We start from the raw sequence: 22062 nt of genomic DNA on the forward strand, positions 1-22062 counted from the left end.
TGCCCCGCTCCCTGCTGGAGGATTGGCGGACGAGGGGGCGAAATGGACGACAAGCGGGACAACGGCGAGCGGATCCTTCGGACCCTGGTCGGGGAAGGCCGGCTCGAGGAGGCCATCGAGTACGCGCAGGACAAGGTGGGCGCCGGCGAGCAGTGGGCGACCGACTGGATTCCGGCCGTTCGGGCGGCCGACCGCGATCAGGTCTCCGCGATTCAGTACTTCCTCACCAAGAGGGCCGATGAAGCGCTGCCCGACCTGCTGGCGAACAAGCAGGGCGGTCGCACGAAGCTCTGGATGGCCGACACCGACTGGGCCGCGTACGGCGACCTGCGCGTACGCCGTACCGAACCCGGACGGGCTGAGATCGCGCTGGCGTGCTGGCACGTCTACCGGGATTTCGCGCGGTACGTAGGGAACAACCCGCCCGACGACGCCGAGACCGAGTTGGCGCCTGAAGGTACGGCAGTTGTGGACCTCGCGCTGACTGTCGGAGTCGTGAACGACCTGGCGGCTCGGCACGAGGCGGTCGGTGTGCCGCGGCCGCTGGGGAACGGCAGCCATCTCGCCGTCGTCGTGCCGTTGCCGACGTCCTAGCCGGGCGGCGCGGGCTGTCGGCGGGCGGACGTAGGCTGGCCTGCATGCCATCCCCGCTTGCCGCGGAACCAGTCCCGGGAGCCCTCCCGACGGTCTCGCTGAACCTCCCTCGTAAGGCCCCGGTGTACGTCGACGAGACGCACACCCAGCTGGTCCGCCGGGCCCGGAAGATGCACAAGGTGCTGACCGAGACCTACCCGGACGCGCACTGCGAGCTGGACTTCACCACCCCGCTCGAGTTGCTGGTGGCCACCATCCTCTCGGCCCAGACCACCGACGTCACGGTGAACAAGGTGACCCCCACCCTGTTCGCGAAGTACCCGACCGCGCAGGCGTACGCCGAGGCCGACCGGGACGAGATGGAGGCGATCCTCAAACCGACCGGGTTCTTCCGGGCGAAGACCAACAGTGTGATGAAGCTCGGTCAGGCGCTCGTCGACGACTACGACGGCGTCGTACCGGGCAAGCTCGAGGAGCTGGTGAAGCTCCCCGGCACCGGGCGGAAGACGGCGAACGTGGTCCTCGGGAACGCGTTCGGTGTCCCCGGGATCACGGTCGACACGCATTTCGGCCGGCTGGTGCGCCGGTTCGGCTGGACCGCCGAGGAGGATCCGGTCAAGGTCGAGCACATCATCGGCGACCTGTTCCCGAAGAAGGACTGGACGATGCTGTCGCACCGGCTGATCTTCCACGGCAGGCGCCGGTGTCACGCGAAGAAGCCGGCCTGCGGCGCCTGCCCGATCGCCCAGTGGTGCCCGTCGTACGGCACCGGTCCCACGGACCCCGAGGCCGCCGCGAAGCTGGTGAAGGTCCCCGCGTGACACCCCCATCCGGTACGCCGCCCCGCACCCCGCCGGCGCACCGCGCCGACAGCGGGCGGGTGTGGCGTACTGCTGTGGGGTTGGCGGTGGCGGTGGTGCTGGTGGGGACTGCGGCTTGTGGGTCGGAGACGCCGGCCGGGGCGGGTACGCCGTCAGCGGGGCGGAGCAAGGTGGCGGGGGCGGACCAGCTCAAGGCGTGTCCGTCGGCGCCGTCGAAGCCGCCGGTGAGTAACGGGCTGCCGGACATCAGCCTGCCGTGTCTCGGCAGCGGCCCGGACGTCCGGCTCGCGGATCTCCGTGGCCCACTGGTGATCAACGTGTGGGCCCAGTGGTGCGGCCCCTGCCGCGACGAAGCGCCGTACCTGGCTGCGCTCGCGAAGTCCGGCAAGGTGACGATGCTGGGAATCGACTACGACGACCCAAGGCCGGAGCTCGCGGTGAAGTTCGCCGGCGAGGAGGGCCTGGCGTACCCGCATGTGACCGACCAGGACAAGGCGATCCAACGGGCGCTCAAGGTCGGCGGCCCGCCGCTCACCGCCTTCATCGACGACAAGGGCACCGTCGCCTACGTGCACCGCGGCGTACTCACGTCCCAGCAGCAGCTAGACCAATTGGTCAAGGACAAGCTCGGGGTGACGCCGTGATCGACGCCGAGATCCCCGACTGGCTGAAGCCGCTGGCGAAGGCCTCCGAGAACGTGGATCCGAACGTGCTGTCCCGGTTCCTGCCGCCCGACGACCCGTCGGTGCGGAAGTCCGCCGTCCTGATCTTGCTTGCTGACGGCAACGACGGGCCGGAGGTGCTGCTCACCGAGCGGGCCTGGACGCTGCGCAAGCACGCCGGGCAGATGGCGTTCCCGGGCGGCGGCGCGGACCCGGAGGACGGCCCCGGGGACAGTGGTCTGGTCCGTACGGCGTTGCGCGAGGCCGAGGAGGAGACCGGTCTCGACCCGGACGGCGTCGTACCGTTCGCGATCTGGCCGGCGCTCTGGGTGCCGGTGAGCAACTTCGGCGTGTCGCCGGTGCTGGCCTGGTGGCGGGAGCCGTCGCCGGTCGCGGTGGTCGACCCGGCCGAGGTCGCGTCCGTGCACGAGGTGCCGATCAGCGCGCTCGCCGACCCGGCGAATCGGATCAGCTGCCTGCATCCGAGCGGTTTCACCGGCCCGGCGTTCACCGTCGGTGACCTCTACATCTGGGGGTTCACGGCCGGGTTGCTGGACAAAATGCTGCAGCTCGGCGGCTGGTACCGCGACTGGGACCCCTCGAACGTCGTACCGTTGCCCGACCGACTGGTCGAGGCGGCCTGGCGGAGCGAGGGACGACGGCCGGAGGACGTGCGGCGGATGACCGCCATCGAGCACGATCTCGGCCGGGCGCCAGGTGACAAGTCGGAAGGCGTGGAATGAGCTGGCTCGACTGGGCGGTGCTGGGTACGGCGGCACTTGTGGCGATCTCGGGGTACGTCGAAGGATTCGTGCTCGGGGCGTGCGCCACGCTCGGCCTGCTCGGTGGCGCGGCCATCGGCGTCTGGGGTGTGCCGAAGGCGCTGGACCATTTCTCACCGAGTGTGACGGTGTCGTTCGCGGCGCTGGTGCTCGTGGTGGGGCTCGCCGCGCTCGGCCGAATGCTCGGGGCGCTGGTCGGCACCAAGGTGCGCAGACAGTTGTCCTGGCGGCCGATCCGGTTCCTGGACGCGCTCGGCGGCGCCGTCCTGGCCGCGGCGAGTGTGCTGATCGTGGCCTGGGTCCTCGGTGTCGCGGTGAGCGGCGCCCGGATCCCGAGCGTGACGTCCGCGGTCCGCGGGTCGGAGGTGCTCGCGAAGGTCGACGAAGTACTGCCGGACAGCGCCGACCGCGCATTGCAGTCCTTCAACGACGTGGTCAACACGGACCTGTTCCCGCGGTTCCTGGACCCGTTCGTGCCGGAGCGGATCCGCGAGACGCAGCCGCCGGACAGCGCGATCGCCCGGCAGCAGTCGGTCCGGGACGCCTACACCCGGATCGCCAAGGTCACCGGGGTCGCCAGCTGCTCGCGCGGCCTGGAGGGCAGTGGGTTCGTCTACGCGCCGAAGCGCGTGATGACCAACGCGCATGTCGTCGCCGGGGTCAGCTCGCCGCAGGTCGAGGTGAACGGGAAGAAGTACGACGCCAAGGTCGTGGTGTTCGACCCGGAGACCGACATCGCGGTGCTGTACGTGCCGAAAATGACCGAGGCGCCGCTGGCGTTCGATCTCACCGGTAAGGCCGACGACCCGGCGGTCGTGCTCGGCTACCCGGAGAACGGCCCGTTCGACTCCGAGCCGGCCCGGATCCGCTCCGAGGAACGGCTCCGCGGACCGGACATCTACGGCGACAAGACGGTCACCCGCGAGGCGTTCTCGATCTGGGCCTCGGTCCGCCCGGGCAACTCCGGCGGTCCGCTGCTGTCCGCGAAGGGCGTCGTGTACGGCGTGGTCTTCGCGGCCTCCGTCGAGGACAACCGCACCGGCTACGTCCTCACCGCCCAGCAGGTCGCCGCCGACGCCCGCGCCGGCGCCAACGCCACCCAAGAGGTCTCCACCCAGTCCTGCACCTGATTTTGCAGCAGCTTGCCGCGGTCACCACGTTGATGTGGTGTGACGGTGCTGATGATGAATGATGTGGGGCCGGTGCTCTCGTACGTCGATCTGGTGCGTGCGAGCGAGCGCCGGTTACTGCGGCTGGGCGTGATGCTGGCCGGGAACGAGCACACCGCGGAGGACCTGGTCCAGACGGTCCTGGCGCGGGCTCATCGCAAGTGGGAGCGGATCAGCGGACTCGACCGTCCGGAGGCCTACCTGCGGACGATGGTGGTCAACGAGTTCCTCAGCTGGCGCCGCCTGCTGAAGAACAACGAGGTACTGCTGGCCGAGCCGATCGAACGGCCGGCCCACGACGATCTCGGCCTCCGGCAGGCGCAGCGCGACGCGACGTGGCAGTTGCTGGCCAGGTTGCCGCGCAAACAACGCGCCGTCCTGGTCCTGCGGTACTACGAGGACCTCCCGGACGCGGAGATCGCTGAAGTGCTCGGCGTCGCGGCCGCGACCGTCCGATCGAATGCCGCCCGCGCGCTGGCGACCTTGCGCGAACATCTGACTGCCGAGGAGGCGAACGGACATGCCTGATCCGACCGACGAAGAGCTGGGCACCCTGCTCCGGGAGACCTTCGCGGCCCGCGAGGCCCTGATCCCCCGCGCGGTCCTGGACGACCGCTCCGTGCAGGCGGCAACGAAACCCGGCAGGGCGATGCCTGCCCTGCTCGCGGCGGCAGTGGTTCTCGTTGTGCTCACGGGAGCCCTCTACGGCGTCCAGCGCCTGCGTCCGGCCGACGCAGGCGAACCTGCCGCCGGCGTGAGTGCGGCGGTGACCCCCACCGCATCATCTGCCTACACGACCAGGGACGCCGATGTCTGGGGCCTGGCGATCGGAACGATGCTCCGGTCGTTCCAGCTGCCGGGCAAGAAGCCGAGAGGCTTCAGCCCTTTCACGAAGGCCATGGTGGTGGACAGCCCGAGCACCGCGCCAGGCCGGGTGCGACCCGGGCCGCAGTTCTCCCCGAACCAGCGCGTGGTCATGTTCTCGCACACGCTCCGGATCATGCCGGTGACGATTCTCAGCCGGTCGCTACCGGAGAACGCGAGTTGTACGACGTACCCCAAGACGGCGATCATCCGGCTCAGCGACGTCCTCGACAAGGGCGACCATCTGGAAGTCGACGTCGCGCTGTCGATGCCGGCTGGGTGCAGTGGGGCGACCTCGGCCAGGTACCGGGTCGAGCCCAGGGACGCGCACTGGGTCATCACCCAGAACCTAGGCCCGTGGAACCGCTGAGCCAGTCCACCAGGAGCGCGTTGAACACGGCCGGCGCTTCCTCGTGCGGGAAGTGGCCGGATGGGGTGATCAGTTCGTGGCGGAGTGGTGCTGTGACCAGGTGGGGCGGTGTGGTCGAGGTGGGGGAGACAGCTGGGTCTTGAGCGCCATGGAGTTGCAGGACGGGTACGGCGATCGGTGTGCGCATCCTTGCCGAGTACTTCCGCCCATCCGGTCGCAATCGTGACCGGGCGAACCAGCGGTGGTACTCGAGCGCACAATGCGGCGCCGGCCAGACCTGGAGCGCCGCGCGGTACCGCCTGGACACCTCCGCGTCGGGGAACGTGCCGCCGGGCGCGGCCCAGGCGCGGAGCAGGCGCTCGATGTGGATCCCGTCCTGCGCGAGCAGCCGGCGTTCGGGCAGGATGGGCAGCTGGAACCACGCGCTGCGTGTCAGCGCCTTCGTCTGGCCGGACCGGGTGAGCAGCAGCGGGTGCGGTGCTGACACGGCAGCCAACCCCCGGACCTGTCGTGGCGTCAGTACGGCGGCCGACCACCCGATGAACCCGCCCCACCCGTGCCCGACGATCACGGCATCGGTCGCCCCGAGCGACCGGATCACGCCGGATACGTCCGCGGCCGCGGTGTACGGGTCGTAACCACGAGGCGTCTTGTCGCTGGCGCCGTACCCCCGCAGGTCCATCGCCACCGCGCGGTACCCGGCGGCCGCGACAACGGGCAGCTGATGCCGCCAGGCCCACCAGAACTCGGGGAAGCCGTGCAGGAACAGGACAAGCGGATCGTTCGCCGCGCCACACTCCGCGACGTGGAACCGGGCCCCGTTGGCCGCGACCAGTGAGTGCGACCAGGGGCCGTCGACCAGGAGGTCGACGACTCCTGCCGGGCTCAGCGCCGTACGCCCGGTTCAGGCAGGGCGTACGTCTCGTCGTCGCCCTTACCGATCGCCTTGAGGGCCTCGACCGATTCCTTCGAGGTCTCGATCGCGCGCGTCGGGCCCTTCGCGCTCTTCAGCGCCCGCATCCCGATGAACACCAGGATCGCGCCGATCAGCAGGAACGCGCCGGCCACGATCAGGAACGCGATCGCCGGGTGCAGCCCGGCCGCGGTCAGGCCGTAGGCCGCGGAGATGCACAGCAGGATGACCGCGAGCAGCGCCAGGAACCCTGCCGCCGCGAACATCCCGGCTCCGGTACCGGCCGCGATCGCGGTCTTCTTCAGCTCGGTCTTCGCGAGTTCGATCTCGCTGCGGACCAGGCTGGACAGGTCCTTGCTGGCATTCGCGACCAGCTGGCCGACCGTGGGCTCGTCCCCGTTCATCGACATCGCGACTCCTTCCCGCACGTCCTGTGGCTCGACACTACCGTCCACGCCCGCGCGTCAATCGGTGTACGCGCGGTTCCGGCGAGCCAGCAGCAGCGCGGCGATCAGGGCAGCCAGCACCGAGGCGATCAGTACGGCGGCCTTCGCGCGTTCGACCTGGGCGATGTCCGACCCGAACGCGAGCTGCGCGATCAGCAGCGCGACCGTGAACCCGATCCCGGCCAGTACCGAGACCGCGGCGACGTCCCGCCAGGCCAGATCGGAGTTCAGCTCGGCCCGGGTGAAGCGCGCGGTCAACCACGATCCGCCGAACACCCCGATCGCCTTCCCGGCCAGCAGCCCGGCGACGATACCGATCGCGACCGGGTCGGTCAGCAGTTGCCGTACGGCGCTGCCGCTCAACGTCACCCCGGCGGCGAACAACGCGAACAGCGGTACGGCGACCGCCGCGGACCACGGCCGCAGCCGGTGCTCGATCCGCTCGGCCGGTGCCTCGTCCTCACCGGGATCGGCGACCACCCGCGTGACGAGCCCGAGCGCGACACCGGCGATCGTCGCGTGGATCCCCGACTCGTGCATGAACCACCAGGCCCCGATCGCGATCGGCACGTAGAGGAACGGCGTACGGACGCGACGGCGCTGGAGGACGTACCAGAGTGCGATCAGGGCGACCGCGGCGAGCAGCTGGAGCGGGTGGAACCCGTGCGAGAAGAACACGGCGATCACCAGGATCGCCCCGAAGTCGTCGACCACGGCGAGGGTGAGCAGGAACGCCCGCAGCGCGCTCGGCAGCGACGAGCCGACGATCGCGAGGACGGCGAGCGCGAACGCGATGTCGGTGGCCGTCGGCACCGCCCAGCCGTGCGGCTTGCCGTCGTCCGCCACCAGGTTCGTGACCAGGTAGATGATTGCCGGGAGCACCATTCCGGCGATCGCGGCCGCCACCGGGACGACAGCTTCGCTGAGCTTCGACAGGGTGCCGACCACCAGCTCGCGCTTCAGTTCGAGGCCCGCCAGGAAGAAGAACAGTGTGAGAGCCCCGTCAGAGGCCCAGGCCTCCACGGTGAGCGGCCCGACCTCGATCTCGCGCAGGTGGTGGTAGGCGTCCTGCCAGGGCGAGTTGGCCCAGACCAGGGCGACCACCGCGGCCGCCATCAGCAGCAGGCCACCGGTCGTCTCGGCCCGGAGCGTATCGGCCAGGAAGGCCCGTTCCCGGCCCAGGATCCGTGGAAACGCGCGCTTCTTCTGCGAGGTCCTGCGGGTCTGGCTCATGCTGGCGGCCCTTTGTTTGGGGTCGTTGCGGACATCGCCGACCAGACTTCCCGGCACACCGTGAGCCCGAGCCGCCGAGTCCGTCGGGCGGCGACTCCGACCGTCCGATTCTAACGGTTGGTGTTTGCCTGCGCCGGGTGTTTCCGGCAGGGTTGGGCGCGGTGCGCCGGGAAGTCTGGTCGGCATGCTCGTGCCCGCCCCGGGTACGAGCCGATGACCGTTGCCCCGGGAGGTCGTGTGCGCACTCTGTGTCAGAGCCGCGTGAGAGAGATCACCAATCGGTTCGCTCCGGACGTACGCTGCTGGCGTGCACGGAGAGCAGATGGCCGAGGAGTTCCCGGTGGTCGGGCTGGACGACGACGCCCGGGAGGCAGTGGAGCTGCTCGCGTCGCGCCGGCTGCCCGGGCTGATCGTGACGCAGGCCGACGGGAGCCCGTGCTGTGTGCTGCCGGCCTCACAGGTGGTCCGCTTCCTCGTCCCGTCGTACGTTCAGGACGATCCCTCGCTGGCCCGGGTAATCGACGAGTCGCTCGCCGACCGGGTCGCGGACAAGCTGACCGGCCTGACCGTTCGCAAGCTGCTCCCGGACGAGCCGCGGGAGATCCCGGTGGTCAACCACGACGACACGATCCTGGAGATCGCCGCGGTGATGGCCCGGCTGCGGAGCCCGCTGGTCGTGGTTGTCCGCGACCGGCGCATCATCGGCGCGGTCACCGCGTCCAGGCTGCTGGAACTGGCCGTCACGCCGCACTGACAGCGGCGACGACCTGGGCGACGGCCGCGGGGACGGTTCGATGACCGTTGTCGCGATCGCGGTCTTCGTGATCGCCTACGTGCTGATCGCGACCGAATGGACGCACAAGCTGCTCGCGGTCCTGGGCGGTGCCGGTGTGCTGTTCGCGCTCGGCGTCACCGACTCCGACCACGCGTTCTACTCGCCCGACACCGGGATCGACTGGGACGTCATCTTCCTGCTCTTCGGGATGATGGTGATCGTCGGCGTGCTCCGGCGTACCGGTGTCTTCGAGTACGTCGCGATCTGGGCGGCCAAACGGGCCAAGGGATCGCCGCTGCGGGTGATGATCCTGCTGACGCTGATCACGGCGACGGCCTCGGCCTTCCTGGACAACGTGACGACCGTGCTGCTGATCGCCCCGGTCACGCTGCTGGTGTGCGACCGGCTCGGCATCGACCCGGTCCCGTTCCTGATCGCCGAGGTGATGGCGTCCAACATCGGCGGCGCCGCGACGCTGATCGGCGACCCGCCGAACATCATCATCGCCAGCCGGTCGGGGCTCACGTTCAACGACTTCCTGCTCCACATGACGCCGCTCGTGGCCATCGAACTGCTGGTGTTCACGCTCGTCCTGCCGTGGCTGTTCAAGGGGTCCTTCACCGTGGATCCGGACCGCGTCAACGACGTCCTGCGGCTGAACGAGCGCGAGGCGATCGAGGACCGCGGGCTGCTGATCAAGTGCGGCGTCGTCCTGCTGCTGGTGTTCGTGGGCTTCATCGGGCACTCGGCCTTCCACATCGAGCCGTCGATCGTGGCGCTCCTCGGGGCCGGTGTGCTGGTGCTGGTCTCGAAGGTGCCGACGCGTGCCTACATGTCCGCGGTCGAATGGCAGACGCTGCTGTTCTTCGCCGGGCTGTTCGTGATGGTCGGCGCGCTGGTGAGGACGGGCGTCATCGCGGACCTGGCCGGATGGGTCGGCGGGGCGACCGCCGGCCACACGTTGCTCACGGCGATGCTGATCCTGGTGGTGTCGGCGCTGCTCTCGGGCGTCATCGACAACATTCCGTACGTCGCGACGATGAGTCCCGTCGTACTGGAGCTGACCAAGGGCGTCACGGACCCGGCGCACTCGGACGCGCTCTGGTGGGCGCTCGCGATCGGCGCCGACTTCGGCGGCAACGCGACCGCGATCGGCGCCAGCGCCAACGTGGTGGTGATCGGTCTGGCGCTCCGCGCGGGTCACCCGATCAGCTTCTGGACGTTCACCCGCAAGGGCGTGGTGATGACCGCGATTACGATCCTCGTCGCGGCGCCGTACCTCTGGTTGCGCTACTTCGCCTTCTCCTGAAGCAGTTCGGCCAGTGCCTCGAAGTCTGCGACCGTGTGATCCGGCGCGCCGAACACCTTCGGGTACGGCGTTTTCCGGCGGTCGATGTAGAAACCCTGCAGCCCGGCGCGCTGGGCGCCGTCGATGTCCCACGGGTGGACGGCGGCCAGGCCCATCCGTTCGATGGGCACTCCGCAGACCTCGGCGGCGTACCGGTAGGCGTCGGCGTGCGGTTTCCACCGTTGCGGCGCCGACACGTCGAGCCGGTGCTCGAGCAACGGCCGGATGCCGCCGTCCCTGAACACGTTTTCTGACATCGCCGCCGCGCCGTTCGTCAGGGTGACGATGCGCACGCCGGCCTCGTGGATCTTGTGCAGGCCCGGTGCGACGTCGGGGTGCAACGGGAGGCGGGTGAATCCGGAAAGTACGTTCTCGATGGTTTCCTCGGTGGGCTCGATCCCGGCGGCGACCAGTTGCGCCTCGAGGAGCTCGGCGGCCAGGTCGCGGAAAGCGCCGTACTTGTTCACCACGGCCAGCGCGAACCCGTCTCGCAACGTCGCGGCGAACCACGCGTCGAGGCTGTGCCGGGGCAGCCCGGCCGCCTCGAACCCGTCCCGCAGCGGCTCCATATCGGTCAGGGTCTCGTTGACGTCGAGCACCAGTACGTCGATCATCACGACTCCTCGCTATCTTGGATCGGTCGTTCCAAGATATGATGCCGGGTATGCCGGATGTCAAACATTTCGACGAGGCGGAAGCGCTGGCCGCCGTCGAGCAGTTGTTCTGGCGCCGCGGGAGTGCGGCGACCGGGATCCAGGACGTGGTCGCGGCGACCGGGCTCAGTCGGTCGAGCCTCTACAACGCATTTGGCGGCAAGGACGACCTGTACGCGGCGGCAGCAAAGCGGTACCTCGAGCATCGGTCGCGACCCATGTTCGACCAGCTGGCCGCGGACGGCCGGGGGCTGGTTGCGGTGCGCGGGTTCTTCGACCAGTTGCTGAGGTTGCGGTGTTCGGGGGAGTACGCCGGCTGGGGGTGCATGATGGCGAACGCGAACGCCGAGAACCCGCCGGACGCCGTACGGGCGGTGCTGTCGGAGCATCACGCCGTACTGCGGGATTCGCTGGCCGCTGCGCTGAAGGTTGCTCAGGGCAATGGGGAGTTGCAATCCGGCGTGGAGGTGAGTGGTGCGGCGGAGTTGCTGACGCTGCTGGCGTACGCGATCAACCTGCGGTCGCGATCCGGGGCGACCCGCGCGCAGTTGAGGTCCGCGGTCACCGCGGCGCTGGCCGCACTCGCTACCTGATCCAGGCCAGCGGGTCCGGGCCCTTCGGGACGATGCCGGTCGGGTTGATGTTGTGGTGGGTGACGTAGTAGTGCCGCTTGATCTGGCCGAAGTCGACGGTCTCCCCGAAGCCGGGCAGCTGGTACAGGCGGCGCGCGTACGCCCACAGGTTCGGGAACTCGGTGAGCTTCTGGCGGTTGCACTTGAAGTGCCCGTGGTACACCGCGTCGAAGCGGACCAATGTCGTGAACAGCCGGATGTCGACCTCGCGGAACGTGTCGCCGAGGAGATACGTGCGGTCCTTCAGACGGTCTTCCAGTACGTCGAGCCGCGCGAACAGTGCGTCGTACGCCTCGTCGTACGCCTCCTGGCTGGTCGCGAAACCGCAGCGGTACACGCCGTTGTTCACGTCCCGATAGATCTCCTCGATCAACTCGTCCATCTCCGCGCGGTCGGCCGGGATCAGCTGCGGAGCATCGGCGCGGTGGAACTCCGTCCATTCGGTGGAGAGGTCGAGAGTGATCTGCGGGTAGTCGTTCGTGACCACTTCACCCGTCGTCGTGTCGACGATCGCGGGCACCGTCACACGGCCGTCGTACGTCGGGTCGGTCCGCAGGTACGCCTCGGACAGGTACGCGATGCCGAGCACCGGGTCGCGGTCCTCCGGGTCGAGCGTGAACCGCCAGCCGCGCTCGTCGCGGACCGGGTCCACTACCGCGAGACTGATCGCGTCCTCGAGCCCGAGCAGCCGGCGGACGATGATCGAGCGATGCGCCCACGGGCAGGCCAGGCTGACCACCAGCCGGTACCGGCCCGGCTCGACCGGCCACCGGCCCTGCGCGTCCGGGCCCTCGCCGGGCGCCGCCGCGGAATCCCGGGAAATCCGGCCGGTGAATCTGTTGCCCTGCCGCTTCCACTCACCGGTCGACGACGTCTCCTGCACGAACTGTCCCGGGGTCATAGCGTTAAAACTACCCCCGCTGGGATTTGGCTGAGCCTGTGGATCGTCACTGGCCGTGAGGCGGCACCGGACGTTACAGTCAGGCTGACAAGGACGTCCGGGACAACGTGGTCGCGGGCCCCTTGCGCGGTACGACACACCGCGGCCCGCGCCCCCCGGCACTGGTTTGCCGGGCAAATTCCCAGGGATACTGACCTCATGGCCCGCCCACGGAACAACCCCGGCGATCTAGCCGAGCTCCCTACCGAGCTGCGGCCCGATCGACCGAAGGGTGACCAGATTCGCGAGATTCTGGAGAACCTCACCCGCTCGCTGGCCGTCGGCACCGTGCTGCCGTCCGAACGCGTCCTCGCCGAACGCTTCGGCGTCGCCCGGATGACCGTCCGGCAAGAGGTCGACCGCGTCGTGGCCGAGGGCCTGGCCAACCGCCGCCCCGGCGGCGGCACCTTCGTCGCCGAACCGCGCCCGTCCCGGATGCTCGCGTCCTCGTTCAGCCAGGACATGATCAACCGCGGCATCGAGCCCGGCGCCAAAGTCCTCGAACACCGCGTCGGCGCCGCCGACGAGCACCTCGCCCGCGAACTCGAAGAGGCCGTCGGCGCGCCCGTCCTGCACCTGGTCCGGCTACGCACGGCGGACGGCGACCCGATGGCGATCGAACGCACCGCCCTGTCACTCAACCGCTACCCCGGGCTGGACGAGATCGACTTCGCGGAGAAGTCTCTCTACACGGTCCTGGCCACCAGGTACGGCGTCTCACTGGGCATGGTCTCCGCCTCCATCGTCGCCGCCCCACCCGAACCAGGCGACGCCGAACTCCTGGAGATCGACAGCTCGACCCCCTGTCTGATCATCACGTCAGCTCCCCGAACCGCCACCGACCAGGTCATCGAATTCGGCCGCTCCATCTACAGGTCAGACCGCTACGACATCACGGTCGCGTACCGCGCTACCTGACAGCGGAAATACCTGGAGGATTTCTGGCTCCAGGTGCGGAAATCCTCCTAGACGTTCAGGCTGCGGAGGACGTTGGGGGTTTGGCCGCGGGCTGTTAGGCGGGTGATTACTTCTACGGTCAGGGCCTGGAGGAGCAGGGCGCCTACGAGGGTGGAGGTGGCACCGGTGGGTTCCGGCGTACCGGGGACTGTGATGAGGGCGTCGCCTGGTACGCCGCAGTTGTCGATGACGACGTCTGCGGTTTCGAAGAGGCGTTGGCCGCCGGGGGCGCGGGACGTGGTCGCGTTGGAGTGGGCGAGTGAGGTCAGGGCGATGACCTTCACTCCACGTGCGCGCGCGCCGAGGGCGAATTCGACGGGTACGGCGTTCCGCCCGGAGTTGGACGCGATGAGCAGCACGTCGCCGGACTCCAACGGGTTGATCTCCAGCAGAACGTCGGCCAGACCCGGAAGGCGTTCGAGGAGGGAGCTTTTCTGCAGGCCCTCGTGGAGCATCAGCCCGGGTTCGAGGATCGCCCGTACGTCGGCCAGTCCGCCGGCGCGCCCGTACAGCTCCTCGGCCAGCGTGTGGCTGTGCCCCGTCCCGAACACCCAGAACCGCTTCCCGTCGGCAAGAGCATCGACGACCAGCTCCGCCGCCACCCGGATCGCGCCCACCTGCGTTTCAGCCGCCTGCTGCGCGATCGCCAACGCCTTACCCAGGTATTCCTCAGCCCCAGCCATACGGCGAACCTATCGTCAATCCCGACTAGACCACTAGCCGCGATCTGCACGCGGACAGTACGTATACGCCCACGGACCCCGCCCGCACGCCTGAAGCTGGCGCAGTGGGCGTATACGTACTGTCGAGCTGCAGCTAAACAGCCACTCCGATCGCCTCGCCGTGATGTGCTGGGTGGTCGACCTCGTCGACGAGCGCGATCGCGAGGTCGGCGTACGAGATCAGGTCCTGGGCGTTCGCCGGTGCCACGCGGTAGCTGCCCTTGCGGGACGGGTCGGCGTGGTTGAAGTCGCCGGTTGGTGCGATCGAGACCCAGTCGAGGGACGACTCCGCGAAGACGTCCAGCGCCGCCTGGTGCGCGAGGAAGAACGAGCGGTACTCCTGTGGATATCCGTCGGTGTTCATCAGCAGCGTGCCGTCCGCGGTCGGGAGGATCGACGCCAACCCGACCCATACGAGCCGCTGTACGCCGGCCTTCTCGAGCCCGTCGACGAGCGCCCGCGCGGCCCGCGGGAAGAACTCACCCGGGTCGCTCCCACCGTCGTACACCCCCGCGATCACCGCATCACACCCCACCGCCAACTCCGCCACCCGCCCCACATCGGTCACATCCCCAACGACCTGACCCGCAGACGCCGTACGAGCGACGCCGATCACGGAATGCCCGCGGTCCCGGGCCTCCGCGACGGCCGCTGATCCGGCGCGTCCGCGGGCGCCGATCACCAGAATCTTGCTCACCGCAACCTCCTCGACAAAGTGGTACGGCGACCGTAGAAGGAGGGGTGGTTACCGATTGGATACCGTGGTGAGCATGGTGGCGTTGCGAGCGGACATGTTCGAGGAGATCTGCCCGTCGACGCTCCTGCCGTTCCGGATCGGCGCCGAGAAATGGGCGGGGATGGTGTTGCGTTGCCTGGAGGACGGCCCGCGCCGGTACTCCGAGCTCCGGATCCCGATGGCCCGCGTCAGCCCGAAGGTCCTGACCCAGTCGCTGCGCACGCTCGAACGCGACGGATTCATCTCCCGGACGATCGACGGCCGGCGCGTGAGCTACGAGCTCACCGCCCTCGGCCGCAGCCTGCTCGAACCGCTGCGGCTGATCTGCGCATGGGCGGAGAACCACTGGGACGAGTTGCTCGACGCCAAAGAATCTGTCAAGGAATCGTAGGTCGAGCCAACATCGACGGAAGCGAACCGTTGACGACCTAGACTGCGCGGGTGGATGAGCAGACCCCGACCGCCCTGACCGAATTGCCGAGCTGGTTGCTGACCCAGAGTGCGGCCCAGGCGCACCGGATCGTCACCGAGTCGTTCGCCGCCGGAGGTGCGCGGGCGTACCACTTCCGGCTGCTCGCGACGCTGGTGGAGTTCGGGCCGGCGAGCCAGGCGACCCTGGGGCGGCGCAGTTCGATCGACCGCAGCGATGTGGTTGCCGCGCTCAACGAACTCGAGGCCGACGGGTACGTCGAGCGCAGCGCCGACCCGGCCGACGGCCGCCGGAACGTCATCACGATCACCACGGCCGGCAAGCGCCACTACCGGCGACTCACGACCCTGGTCGGCAAGGCGCAGGAGGAGATCTTCGCCCCGCTGTCGGCCACCGACCGTACGCGGCTGACCACGATCCTGGGCAAGCTACTCGCGTACCACCAGGAGTAGATCAGAGCGGAAGCGCGGCGCGGGCCGTCTTCTGCGTCCGGCGGACCCGCAGTTCCCGGGCGTGTACCCGGCGGCGCGCGGCCCGCGAGATCTTCCGGCGTCCCTCGGCGTCGAGCGTCTGCGGCTGCGCGATCGGCTGCATCGGGTTCATACCAGGTCCGATGCACGGTGCGGGCGTTTGGTTCCGCCGTACGCCGGAATTCCGCGGCCGCCCGTCCTCTGACGGGGGCTGTTCGGCGCAGATTCGGAGCGGCTGGGCGCTACCGCGGTTCCCGTGGCGGGGTCGGCGTTGGTAGAAAGGTAACCGGGCGCGCCGGCGCGCCGAAGCCAGCGATGAGGAGTCGTCGACGTGACGAATGCAGAGTCACCCCAGGCCGAGGGCCAGTCCGGGGCCCAGTCCGAGGCACTGTCGAACCTGATGCACGAGGAGCGCCGGTTCGAGCCGCCCGCCGAGCTCGCGGCGAACGCGAACCTCAAGGCCGACGCCTACGACCGGGCCGCGGCCGACTTCGAGGGGTTCTGGGCGGAGCAGGCCAAGCGGCTGACCTGGGCGACGGAGCCGACCGAGACGCTGGACTGGAGCAACCCTCCGTTCGCGAAGTGGTACGCCGACGGCAAGCTGAACGCGGCGTACAACTGTGTCGACCGGCATGTCGAGAACGGTCTCGGCGACAAGGTCGCGTACTACTTCGAGGGCGAGCCCGGTGACACCCGCGAGATCACGTACGCGCAGCTCAAGGACGAGGTCAGCAAGGCCGCGAACGCGCTGCTCGAGCTGAACGTGAAGCCCGGCGAGATCGTCGCCATCTACATGCCGATGATCCCCGAGACCGTGGTCGCGATGCTCGCCTGCGCCCGGATCGGCGCGCCGCACACGGTGATCTTCGGCGGCTTCTCCTCGGACGCCCTCAAGGGCCGGATCCTGGACTGCGACGCCCGCGTCGTCATCACCTCCGACGGCGGCTACCGCCGTGGCGCCCCGGCCGCGCTGAAGCCGGCCGTCGACGCCGCGCTGACCGACTGCCCGGACGTGCGCAACGTGGTCGTCGTGAAGCGCACCGGCCAGGAGACCGAAATGGTCGAGGGCCGCGACCTCTGGTGGGAGGACTTCGTCGCCAAGCAGTCGACGGAGCACACCCCGGAGGCGTTCGACGCCGAGCACCCGCTGTACGTGATGTACACCTCGGGCAGCACGGGCAAGCCGAAGGGCATCCTGCACACCACGGGCGGCTACCTCGTCGGTACGTCGTACACGCAGTGGGGTGTCTTCGACCTCAAGCCGGACACCGACGTCTACTGGACCGCCGCCGACATCGGCTGGGTCACCGGCCACAGCTACATCGTGTACGGCGCTCTCGCGAACGCGACCACCTCCGTGCTGTACGAAGGCACGCCGGACACGCCGCACCAGGGCCGCTGGTGGGAGATCGTCCAGAAGTACAAGGTCTCGATCCTGTACTGCGCGCCGACCGCGATCCGGACGTTCATGAAGTGGGGCGCCGACATCCCGGCGAAGTTCGACCTGTCCTCGCTGCGCGTGATCGGGTCGGTCGGCGAGCCGATCAACCCGGAGGCCTACGTCTGGTACCGCGAGCACATCGGCGGGAACAACGCGCCGGTCGTCGACACCTGGTGGCAGACCGAGACCGGTATGCACATGATCTCGCCGCTGCCGGGCGTGACTGCCGGGAAGCCGGGCGCCGCGATGAAGGCGATCCCGGGTGTCAGCGTGGACGTCGTCGACGACGCAGGCAAGCCGGTGCCGGACGGGTCCGGCGGCTACCTGGTCATCACGAAGCCGTGGCCGGCGATGCTCCGGACGCTGTGGGGCGACGACCAGCGGTTCGTCGACACGTACTGGTCGCGCTGGCCGGGCGTGTACTTCGCCGGTGACGGCGCGAAGAAGGACGAGGACGGCGACCTGTGGCTGCTCGGCCGGGTCGACGACGTGATGAACGTGTCCGGTCACCGGTTGTCGACGACCGAGATCGAGTCCGCGCTCGTCTCGCACCCGAAGGTCGCCGAGGCCGCCGTGGTCGGCGCGTCCGACCCGACGACCGGCCAGGCGATCGCGGCGTTCGTGATCCTGCGCTCGGAAGCCGGTGACGGCGGACCGGACGTGGTGCAGGAGCTGCGCAACCACGTCGCGAAGGAGATCGGCCCGATCGCGAAGCCGCGCCAGATCATGGTCGTCTCGGAGCTCCCGAAGACCCGCTCCGGCAAGATCATGCGCCGCCTGCTCCGCGACGTCGCCGAGAACCGTGAGGTCGGCGACGTCACCACGCTCGCCGACTCCACGGTCATGGACCTGATCAAGACCAACCTGGAGGCCGGCAAGTCCGACGAGGACTGAAGGTCAGAGGAACGAGGGGAGTTGTTCGAGCGCAACGACCTCGGGTGGCGGGAACGTCGCGGAGGGCCCGTTCGGGCCTTCTGCGGCGCCCCGGAGGTAGCGGTGCACGAACTGCTGGGTCGCGGTCAGCGCGCCGGCGCATTGGGCGGTCGAGATCTTCCCGTCGGTGAGGGCGTCGGCCAGCTCTTCCAGGTCCAGGATCTGGTACCGGTTCAGGGCGGGCGGAAACAGTAGGTCGACGTACATGTCGTGGACGACCAGCCCGTCATCGGTGCGCTCGATCTCCACCAGGTCGACGTACCACCAGCCCTCGACGGGCCCCTCGAAAACAGCCGGCTTCGTCAGTTGCACCGCTTCGTCGAGCAGCAGGTAACACCGGTCGACAGTCGGCCGCCCAGCCACCTGGTACTGCGGCAAGATCCGCAGGTCGTACGCAACCACATCCCCGACACGCTGCCCCGGACACCACTGTCCGCTGCGATGAAGGACCTGGACGTTCACACCGGCCTCGCGCGGAAAACGATGATTCCGACGTACTGCGCGAGCCATGCCTGCTTGTGCGGAAAACGCTGTTTCTTCTCCTCGGACAGCTGCGGTTCGAGGACCTGCTCGACCCGGAAACCGTTGTCGGTCAAGGAGTTGTGGATCGACGAGAACGTGTCCGTGGTGTGGGTGATGGTCACGTCCTCGTTCCATCGCGACGGGTACGAGTACGGGCCGACCGTGTGGTACGCGTCCCCGAGTCCGATCGCGTCCCGTTCGGAGCGTTCCACGGCCCAGCGGATCGGGTGCGCCATCGAGACGACGAGTACGCCGTCATCGGTCAGGAGCGACCGCGCCGCGCGAAGCGTCCGCCCTCGGTCCTGCGCGTAGGCGAGGCACTGCAGGAACAGCACCACGTCGAACCGGCGGCCGTCGAGCGCCGGGATCTCGTCGAGGGTCGACAGGTCGCCTGGGAGCAGAGTGACGTCGACGCCGTCAGGTGGGGTGAGGAACTGGCCGGCGATGTCGACACCGACCACCGACGTCGCGCCGTGGTCGCGGGCGAGCTCGATCGCCTTCTCGCCGTTGCCGCAGCCGATGTCCAGAACGGTCTTGCCTTCGACCGGGCCGATCAGTGAGCGCTGGGCGTCCCACTCCATCAGCTGGTCGAGGGAGTCTTCGCGGGCCCGGGATTGTTCGTACGCGGTGGTCAGCGTCTGCCACGGGTCCATGGCGGGAGGCTACAACAGCCCCCGGCTACCGGGGGCTGTTGTGCGGGCGTGGATGTCAGACCTGGCCGGCCTTCTCCAGTGCGGCGCAGCAGGTGTTCACCAGGAGGCGCGTCACCTCGTACGGATCGATGTTCGCGTTCGGGCGGCGGTCCTCGATGTAGCCCTTCTTGTCGACCTCCACCTGCCACGGGATCCGGACCGAGGCGCCGCGGTCGGAGACGCCGTAGCTGAAGACGTCGTGCGGAGCGGTTTCGTGTGCTCCGGTCAGACGTTCCTCGATGCCGTGCCCGTAGCCCGCGATGTGCTCGTCGACCTTGCCCGGGGCCCCGAGCGCCTCGCAGGCGGTGATGATCGCGTCGTACCCCTCGCGCATCGCCTTGGTCGAGAAGTTCGTGTGTGCGCCGGCGCCGTTCCAGTCGCCCTTGGCCGGCTTGGCGTCCAGCGTCGCAGCGACGTCGTACTCCTCGGCGATGCGGTACAGCAGCCAGCGGGCCATCCACAGGTGGTCGGCCACGTCGACCGGACCCGCCGGGCCGACCTGGAACTCCCACTGGCCGGGCATGACCTCGGCGTTGATACCGGAGATCGCGAGGCCCGCCTCGAGACACGCGTCCAGGTGCTTCTCGACGATCTCGCGGCCGAAGACCTCGTCGGCGCCGACACCGCAGTAGTACGGGCCTTGCGGCGCGGGGAAGCCCACGGCCGGGAAGCCGAGCGGGCGGCCCTCCTGGAAGAAGGTGTACTCCTGCTCGATGCCGAACCAGGAGTCCTGCGCGGCGTACGCCTCGGCAACCGGAAGTAGCTCGGCCCGGTGGTTCGTCGGGTGCGGGGTACCGTCCACGAGGTAGACCTCGCACAACACCAGCTTGTGGTCTCCGCCGCGGATCGGGTCCGGGCAGCTGAAGACCGGCTTGAGCACGCAGTCGGAGTTGTCACCCGGCGCCTGGTTGGTGCTCGAACCGTCGAAGCCCCAGTCGGGCAACGCGGCGCCGTCAGGCAGGATCTTCGTCTTCGAACGCAGTCGTGCGCTCGGCTCGGTCCCGTCGATCCAGATGTACTCGGCTTTGTAGCTCACCGGCGGTCCTTTCCTCACAGCCGACGCATCGGGCGGCCAGCCTGCTTCGACAGTGCCAACCGGCCATTTCGGACCTGTTGATTCGATGTGACGGGCGTGTTAACCGCGACGTGACCTCGATAACCCCGCTGGCTCTAGGGTCGTGGCATGACTGTGCTTCTGGCGATCGTTCACGTCGGCCTCGCCGCCGCCTGGGTGGGTGGGATGGCGTACTCGTTGTTTGTGGTGCAGCCGAAGTTGAAGAAGTACTTCGGGGCGGACCAGGAAGGTCGCGAGATGCTGACGGCGGTGATTGCCTCGGGCAACCGGTGGAAGGTGGTCGGGTTGATTGCCGCGATCGCGGTGAGCGGTGGTGGGCTGCTCGCGATCAACCACGAGCACTGGTGGATCCACGCGGTCAAAGGGCTTCTGTTGCTGATTGCGACCGCGATCTTCTGGTACGTCTCCTGGCGGCACTGGCCGCAGCGCGTGTTCGCGACCGCGGCCGAGTTGCCCAAGCTGCAGGCGCGGCTCATCACGCTCGCGACCACGATGCTCGGCCTCGCCGGCACTGCCTTCGCGCTGGGCGTCATCGCCGTACACCTCTGAACGACCCACCGGTGCGTGCGCGGGTGGTTGCGGATCGTGGGTATTTTGACGGGGTGACCCGCCCCGCACATCCATCGTCCGCAGATCCCGCCGATCAGCCCGCCACGTACGGCGAGGTTTTCGGCGTGGCCGAGTTCCGGTGGCTGTGGCTGGCGCAGCTCGGGTCGGTGATCGGGGATCAGCTGGCCCGGGTCGCGCTCGCCGTACTCGTCTTCGACCGGACCGGATCGGCCGGGCTGTCCGCGGTCACCTACGCGCTGACCTTCCTGCCCGACATCGTCGGCGGCCCGTTGCTGTCCGGACTGGCCGACCGCTATCCGCGCCGCCGGCTGATGATCGCCTGCGACATCGCCCGGGCGGTGCTGGTCGCGGCGATGGCGATCCCCGGCGCCTCGCTGTGGATCCTGTGCGTGCTGCTCGTCGCGGTGCAGTTGCTCGCGTCGCCGTTCCAGTCCGCCCGAGCCGCCTTGTTGCCGTCGATCCTGACGGGCGACAAGTACGTCCTGGCGAGCTCGGTGTCGAACATCACCGCGCAGGCCTCGCAACTGGCCGGATTCGTGACCGGCGGCACCCTGGTAGCGGCCTTCGGCGTCGGCAACGCACTGCTGGCCGACGCCGTGACGTTCGCACTGTCGGCGCTCCTGCTGAAGCTCGGAGTTCGCGAACGCCCGTTGCCAGGTACGACGGATGCGCGCCCGGGATGGTGGCCGTCGTTGTCGGCCGGTGCACGCCTCGTCTGGGGCGACCGGCGGCTCAGGTACCTGGTCGCGCTGGCGTGTGTCGCCGGTTTCTACGTGAGCATCGAAGGACTCGCCGCGCCGTACGCCGCGGTGGTCGGAGGCGGACCGGCCGCTGTCGGGGTCCTGCTCGCCGCCAACCCGGCCGGGCAGATGGTCGGAATGCTGCTGCTGACGCGGGCCGCGCCGCCGCGGCGGCTCACGCTGATGGGCCCGCTCGCGATCGGGTCCTGTGCACCGCTGATCGGCTGCATCGCCGAGCCGGGTCTGTGGGTGACGGTCGCGTTGTGGTTCGTATCGGGGTTGTGTGCGTCGTACCAGCTGGCCGCGAGTGCGGCGTTCGTGCTGAACGTGCCGGACGCGCAGCGCGGCCAGGCGTTCGGCCTGGCGCGCACTGCGCTGATCGTGTCCCAGGGAATAGGGGTGCTGGTTGCCGGAGCCGCGGCGGACCGGTGGACGCCGGCCCTGGTGGTCGCGGCTGCGGGAATTCTGGGCGTTCTGGTCGCGGCGGGCGCGGCGTACGGGTACGTCGGCGCCACGCGGCAACCTGCGTGACGGTTCACCAGTCGTTGTTCTGCATGGCGGCGGCCTCCTCT

Annotated in this window: 27 protein-coding genes; 16 read left to right on the forward strand and 11 right to left on the reverse strand. The window is 69.0% G+C overall.

The genetic code is table 11. The annotated features are described in order from the left end of the window. The first annotated feature begins 42 nt into the window (after nucleotides 1-42). The 7 genes from E0H92_RS35015 to E0H92_RS35045 are packed head-to-tail and all read left to right on the forward strand — an operon-like array spanning nucleotide 43 to nucleotide 5262. A complete protein-coding gene (locus tag E0H92_RS35015) occupies nucleotides 43-594 on the forward strand; it encodes a hypothetical protein (protein WP_131466706.1) in 552 nt (183 codons plus the stop codon). Between the two features lie 44 nt (nucleotides 595-638). Beyond that, a complete protein-coding gene (gene nth, locus E0H92_RS35020) occupies nucleotides 639-1415 on the forward strand; it encodes an endonuclease III (RefSeq protein ID WP_131499274.1) in 777 nt (258 codons plus the stop codon). Then, nucleotides 1412-2059, forward strand: coding sequence for a TlpA family protein disulfide reductase (locus tag E0H92_RS45325; protein WP_238153266.1), 648 nt, complete (start codon nucleotides 1412-1414; stop codon nucleotides 2057-2059). Before nth ends, E0H92_RS45325 begins: the two co-directional genes overlap by 4 nt. Beyond that, a complete protein-coding gene (locus E0H92_RS35030; RefSeq protein WP_202873989.1) occupies nucleotides 2056-2820 on the forward strand; it encodes an NUDIX hydrolase in 765 nt (254 codons plus the stop codon). The genes E0H92_RS45325 and E0H92_RS35030 overlap by 4 nt, the downstream gene beginning before the upstream one ends. Continuing rightward, the gene (locus E0H92_RS35035; RefSeq protein ID WP_131466704.1) at nucleotides 2817-3989 is read left to right on the forward strand and encodes a MarP family serine protease; all 1173 of its coding nucleotides are present in this window, start codon (nucleotides 2817-2819) and stop codon (nucleotides 3987-3989) included. The genes E0H92_RS35030 and E0H92_RS35035 overlap by 4 nt, the downstream gene beginning before the upstream one ends. 54 nt (nucleotides 3990-4043) lie before the next feature. Next, entirely contained in the window at nucleotides 4044-4556 is a 513-nt protein-coding gene (locus E0H92_RS35040) for a SigE family RNA polymerase sigma factor (protein WP_238173731.1), read from the forward strand. Then, the gene (locus E0H92_RS35045) at nucleotides 4549-5262 is read left to right on the forward strand and encodes a hypothetical protein (RefSeq protein WP_131466702.1); all 714 of its coding nucleotides are present in this window, start codon (nucleotides 4549-4551) and stop codon (nucleotides 5260-5262) included. Before E0H92_RS35040 ends, E0H92_RS35045 begins: the two co-directional genes overlap by 8 nt. On the opposite strand, the gene E0H92_RS35050 is transcribed toward E0H92_RS35045, so the two are convergent. Genes E0H92_RS35050 through nhaA form a run of 3 tightly spaced genes read right to left on the reverse strand, consistent with a single transcriptional unit; the run spans nucleotide 5231 to nucleotide 7854 of the window. Then, on the reverse strand, nucleotides 5231-6151 hold the full coding sequence (locus E0H92_RS35050) for an alpha/beta fold hydrolase (RefSeq protein ID WP_131466701.1): 921 nt from the start codon (nucleotides 6149-6151) through the stop codon (nucleotides 5231-5233). The genes E0H92_RS35045 and E0H92_RS35050 overlap by 32 nt on opposite strands. Continuing rightward, the gene (locus tag E0H92_RS35055) at nucleotides 6148-6585 is read right to left on the reverse strand and encodes a phage holin family protein (protein ID WP_131466700.1); all 438 of its coding nucleotides are present in this window, start codon (nucleotides 6583-6585) and stop codon (nucleotides 6148-6150) included. Before E0H92_RS35055 ends, E0H92_RS35050 begins: the two co-directional genes overlap by 4 nt. Nucleotides 6586-6639: 54 nt before the next feature. Further along, a complete protein-coding gene (gene nhaA, locus E0H92_RS35060; protein ID WP_131466699.1) occupies nucleotides 6640-7854 on the reverse strand; it encodes a Na+/H+ antiporter NhaA in 1215 nt (404 codons plus the stop codon). Between the two features lie 307 nt (nucleotides 7855-8161). Between nhaA and E0H92_RS35065 the strand changes: the two genes are divergently transcribed. Both E0H92_RS35065 and E0H92_RS35070 read left to right on the forward strand, forming a co-directional pair. Then, complete coding sequence (locus tag E0H92_RS35065; RefSeq protein ID WP_131466698.1) at nucleotides 8162-8608, forward strand: CBS domain-containing protein; 447 nt, start codon at nucleotides 8162-8164, stop codon at nucleotides 8606-8608. 40 nt (nucleotides 8609-8648) lie between these two features. Beyond that, the gene (locus tag E0H92_RS35070) at nucleotides 8649-9938 is read left to right on the forward strand and encodes an ArsB/NhaD family transporter (protein ID WP_131466697.1); all 1290 of its coding nucleotides are present in this window, start codon (nucleotides 8649-8651) and stop codon (nucleotides 9936-9938) included. Here the strand turns inward: E0H92_RS35070 and E0H92_RS35075 are convergent. Further along, nucleotides 9920-10591 carry a haloacid dehalogenase type II gene (locus tag E0H92_RS35075; RefSeq protein ID WP_131499275.1) on the reverse strand — a complete coding sequence of 224 codons (672 nt, stop codon included), beginning with the start codon at nucleotides 10589-10591 and terminating at the stop codon, nucleotides 9920-9922. The two genes, E0H92_RS35070 and E0H92_RS35075, sit on opposite strands and share 19 nt — an antisense overlap. A gap of 50 nt (nucleotides 10592-10641) precedes the next feature. Between E0H92_RS35075 and E0H92_RS35080 the strand changes: the two genes are divergently transcribed. Next, complete coding sequence (locus E0H92_RS35080) at nucleotides 10642-11223, forward strand: TetR/AcrR family transcriptional regulator (protein ID WP_131499276.1); 582 nt, start codon at nucleotides 10642-10644, stop codon at nucleotides 11221-11223. Here the strand turns inward: E0H92_RS35080 and E0H92_RS35085 are convergent. Continuing rightward, complete coding sequence (locus tag E0H92_RS35085; protein WP_131499277.1) at nucleotides 11216-12163, reverse strand: glutathione S-transferase family protein; 948 nt, start codon at nucleotides 12161-12163, stop codon at nucleotides 11216-11218. The genes E0H92_RS35080 and E0H92_RS35085 overlap by 8 nt on opposite strands. Nucleotides 12164-12361: 198 nt before the next feature. Here E0H92_RS35085 and E0H92_RS35090 point away from each other — a divergent pair, with 198 nt between their 5' ends. Continuing rightward, nucleotides 12362-13120, forward strand: coding sequence for a GntR family transcriptional regulator (locus E0H92_RS35090; protein ID WP_131292892.1), 759 nt, complete (start codon nucleotides 12362-12364; stop codon nucleotides 13118-13120). Nucleotides 13121-13167: 47 nt separating this feature from the next. Here E0H92_RS35090 and E0H92_RS35095 read toward each other — a convergent pair whose 3' ends face one another. Both E0H92_RS35095 and E0H92_RS35100 read right to left on the reverse strand, forming a co-directional pair. Further along, on the reverse strand, nucleotides 13168-13842 hold the full coding sequence (locus E0H92_RS35095) for an SIS domain-containing protein (protein ID WP_131499278.1): 675 nt from the start codon (nucleotides 13840-13842) through the stop codon (nucleotides 13168-13170). A gap of 133 nt (nucleotides 13843-13975) precedes the next feature. Continuing rightward, nucleotides 13976-14578 (reverse strand): NAD(P)-dependent oxidoreductase, encoded by a 603-nt coding sequence (locus E0H92_RS35100; RefSeq protein ID WP_131499279.1) that lies wholly within the window; start codon nucleotides 14576-14578, stop codon nucleotides 13976-13978. Between the two features lie 73 nt (nucleotides 14579-14651). Here E0H92_RS35100 and E0H92_RS35105 point away from each other — a divergent pair, with 73 nt between their 5' ends. Together E0H92_RS35105 and E0H92_RS35110 are read left to right on the forward strand one after the other, a co-directional pair. Beyond that, nucleotides 14652-15008 carry a winged helix-turn-helix transcriptional regulator gene (locus tag E0H92_RS35105; RefSeq protein WP_131499280.1) on the forward strand — a complete coding sequence of 119 codons (357 nt, stop codon included), beginning with the start codon at nucleotides 14652-14654 and terminating at the stop codon, nucleotides 15006-15008. A gap of 50 nt (nucleotides 15009-15058) precedes the next feature. After that, complete coding sequence (locus E0H92_RS35110; RefSeq protein ID WP_131499281.1) at nucleotides 15059-15499, forward strand: MarR family winged helix-turn-helix transcriptional regulator; 441 nt, start codon at nucleotides 15059-15061, stop codon at nucleotides 15497-15499. A 1-nt stretch (nucleotide 15500) separates the two neighbouring features. On the opposite strand, the gene E0H92_RS44415 is transcribed toward E0H92_RS35110, so the two are convergent. Beyond that, nucleotides 15501-15650 (reverse strand): hypothetical protein, encoded by a 150-nt coding sequence (locus tag E0H92_RS44415; RefSeq protein ID WP_165550162.1) that lies wholly within the window; start codon nucleotides 15648-15650, stop codon nucleotides 15501-15503. A gap of 267 nt (nucleotides 15651-15917) precedes the next feature. Here E0H92_RS44415 and acs point away from each other — a divergent pair, with 267 nt between their 5' ends. Beyond that, nucleotides 15918-17852 (forward strand): acetate--CoA ligase, encoded by a 1935-nt coding sequence (gene acs / locus E0H92_RS35115; protein WP_131499470.1) that lies wholly within the window; start codon nucleotides 15918-15920, stop codon nucleotides 17850-17852. Nucleotides 17853-17855: 3 nt separating this feature from the next. Here acs and E0H92_RS35120 read toward each other — a convergent pair whose 3' ends face one another. The 3 genes from E0H92_RS35120 to glnII are packed head-to-tail and all read right to left on the reverse strand — an operon-like array spanning nucleotide 17856 to nucleotide 20141. Beyond that, the gene (locus tag E0H92_RS35120) at nucleotides 17856-18293 is read right to left on the reverse strand and encodes a ribonuclease FAU-1 family protein (RefSeq protein WP_131499282.1); all 438 of its coding nucleotides are present in this window, start codon (nucleotides 18291-18293) and stop codon (nucleotides 17856-17858) included. Nucleotides 18294-18349: 56 nt separating this feature from the next. Next, nucleotides 18350-19066 carry a class I SAM-dependent methyltransferase gene (locus E0H92_RS35125; protein WP_131499283.1) on the reverse strand — a complete coding sequence of 239 codons (717 nt, stop codon included), beginning with the start codon at nucleotides 19064-19066 and terminating at the stop codon, nucleotides 18350-18352. Between the two features lie 55 nt (nucleotides 19067-19121). Next, on the reverse strand, nucleotides 19122-20141 hold the full coding sequence (glnII, locus tag E0H92_RS35130) for a glutamine synthetase (protein WP_131466686.1): 1020 nt from the start codon (nucleotides 20139-20141) through the stop codon (nucleotides 19122-19124). 147 nt (nucleotides 20142-20288) lie between these two features. On the opposite strand from glnII, the gene E0H92_RS35135 reads away from it, so the two are divergent. Continuing rightward, nucleotides 20289-20729, forward strand: coding sequence for a hypothetical protein (locus E0H92_RS35135; RefSeq protein ID WP_131499284.1), 441 nt, complete (start codon nucleotides 20289-20291; stop codon nucleotides 20727-20729). Nucleotides 20730-20854: 125 nt separating this feature from the next. Then, nucleotides 20855-22021: an MFS transporter gene (locus E0H92_RS35140; RefSeq protein WP_238153263.1), complete on the forward strand. Its 1167-nt coding sequence runs from the start codon at nucleotides 20855-20857 to the stop codon at nucleotides 22019-22021. Nucleotides 22022-22062: the final 41 nt, after the last annotated feature.

Source organism: Kribbella speibonae, from assembly GCF_004331375.1.
Classification (GTDB): Bacteria; Actinomycetota; Actinomycetes; order Propionibacteriales; family Kribbellaceae; genus Kribbella; species Kribbella sindirgiensis.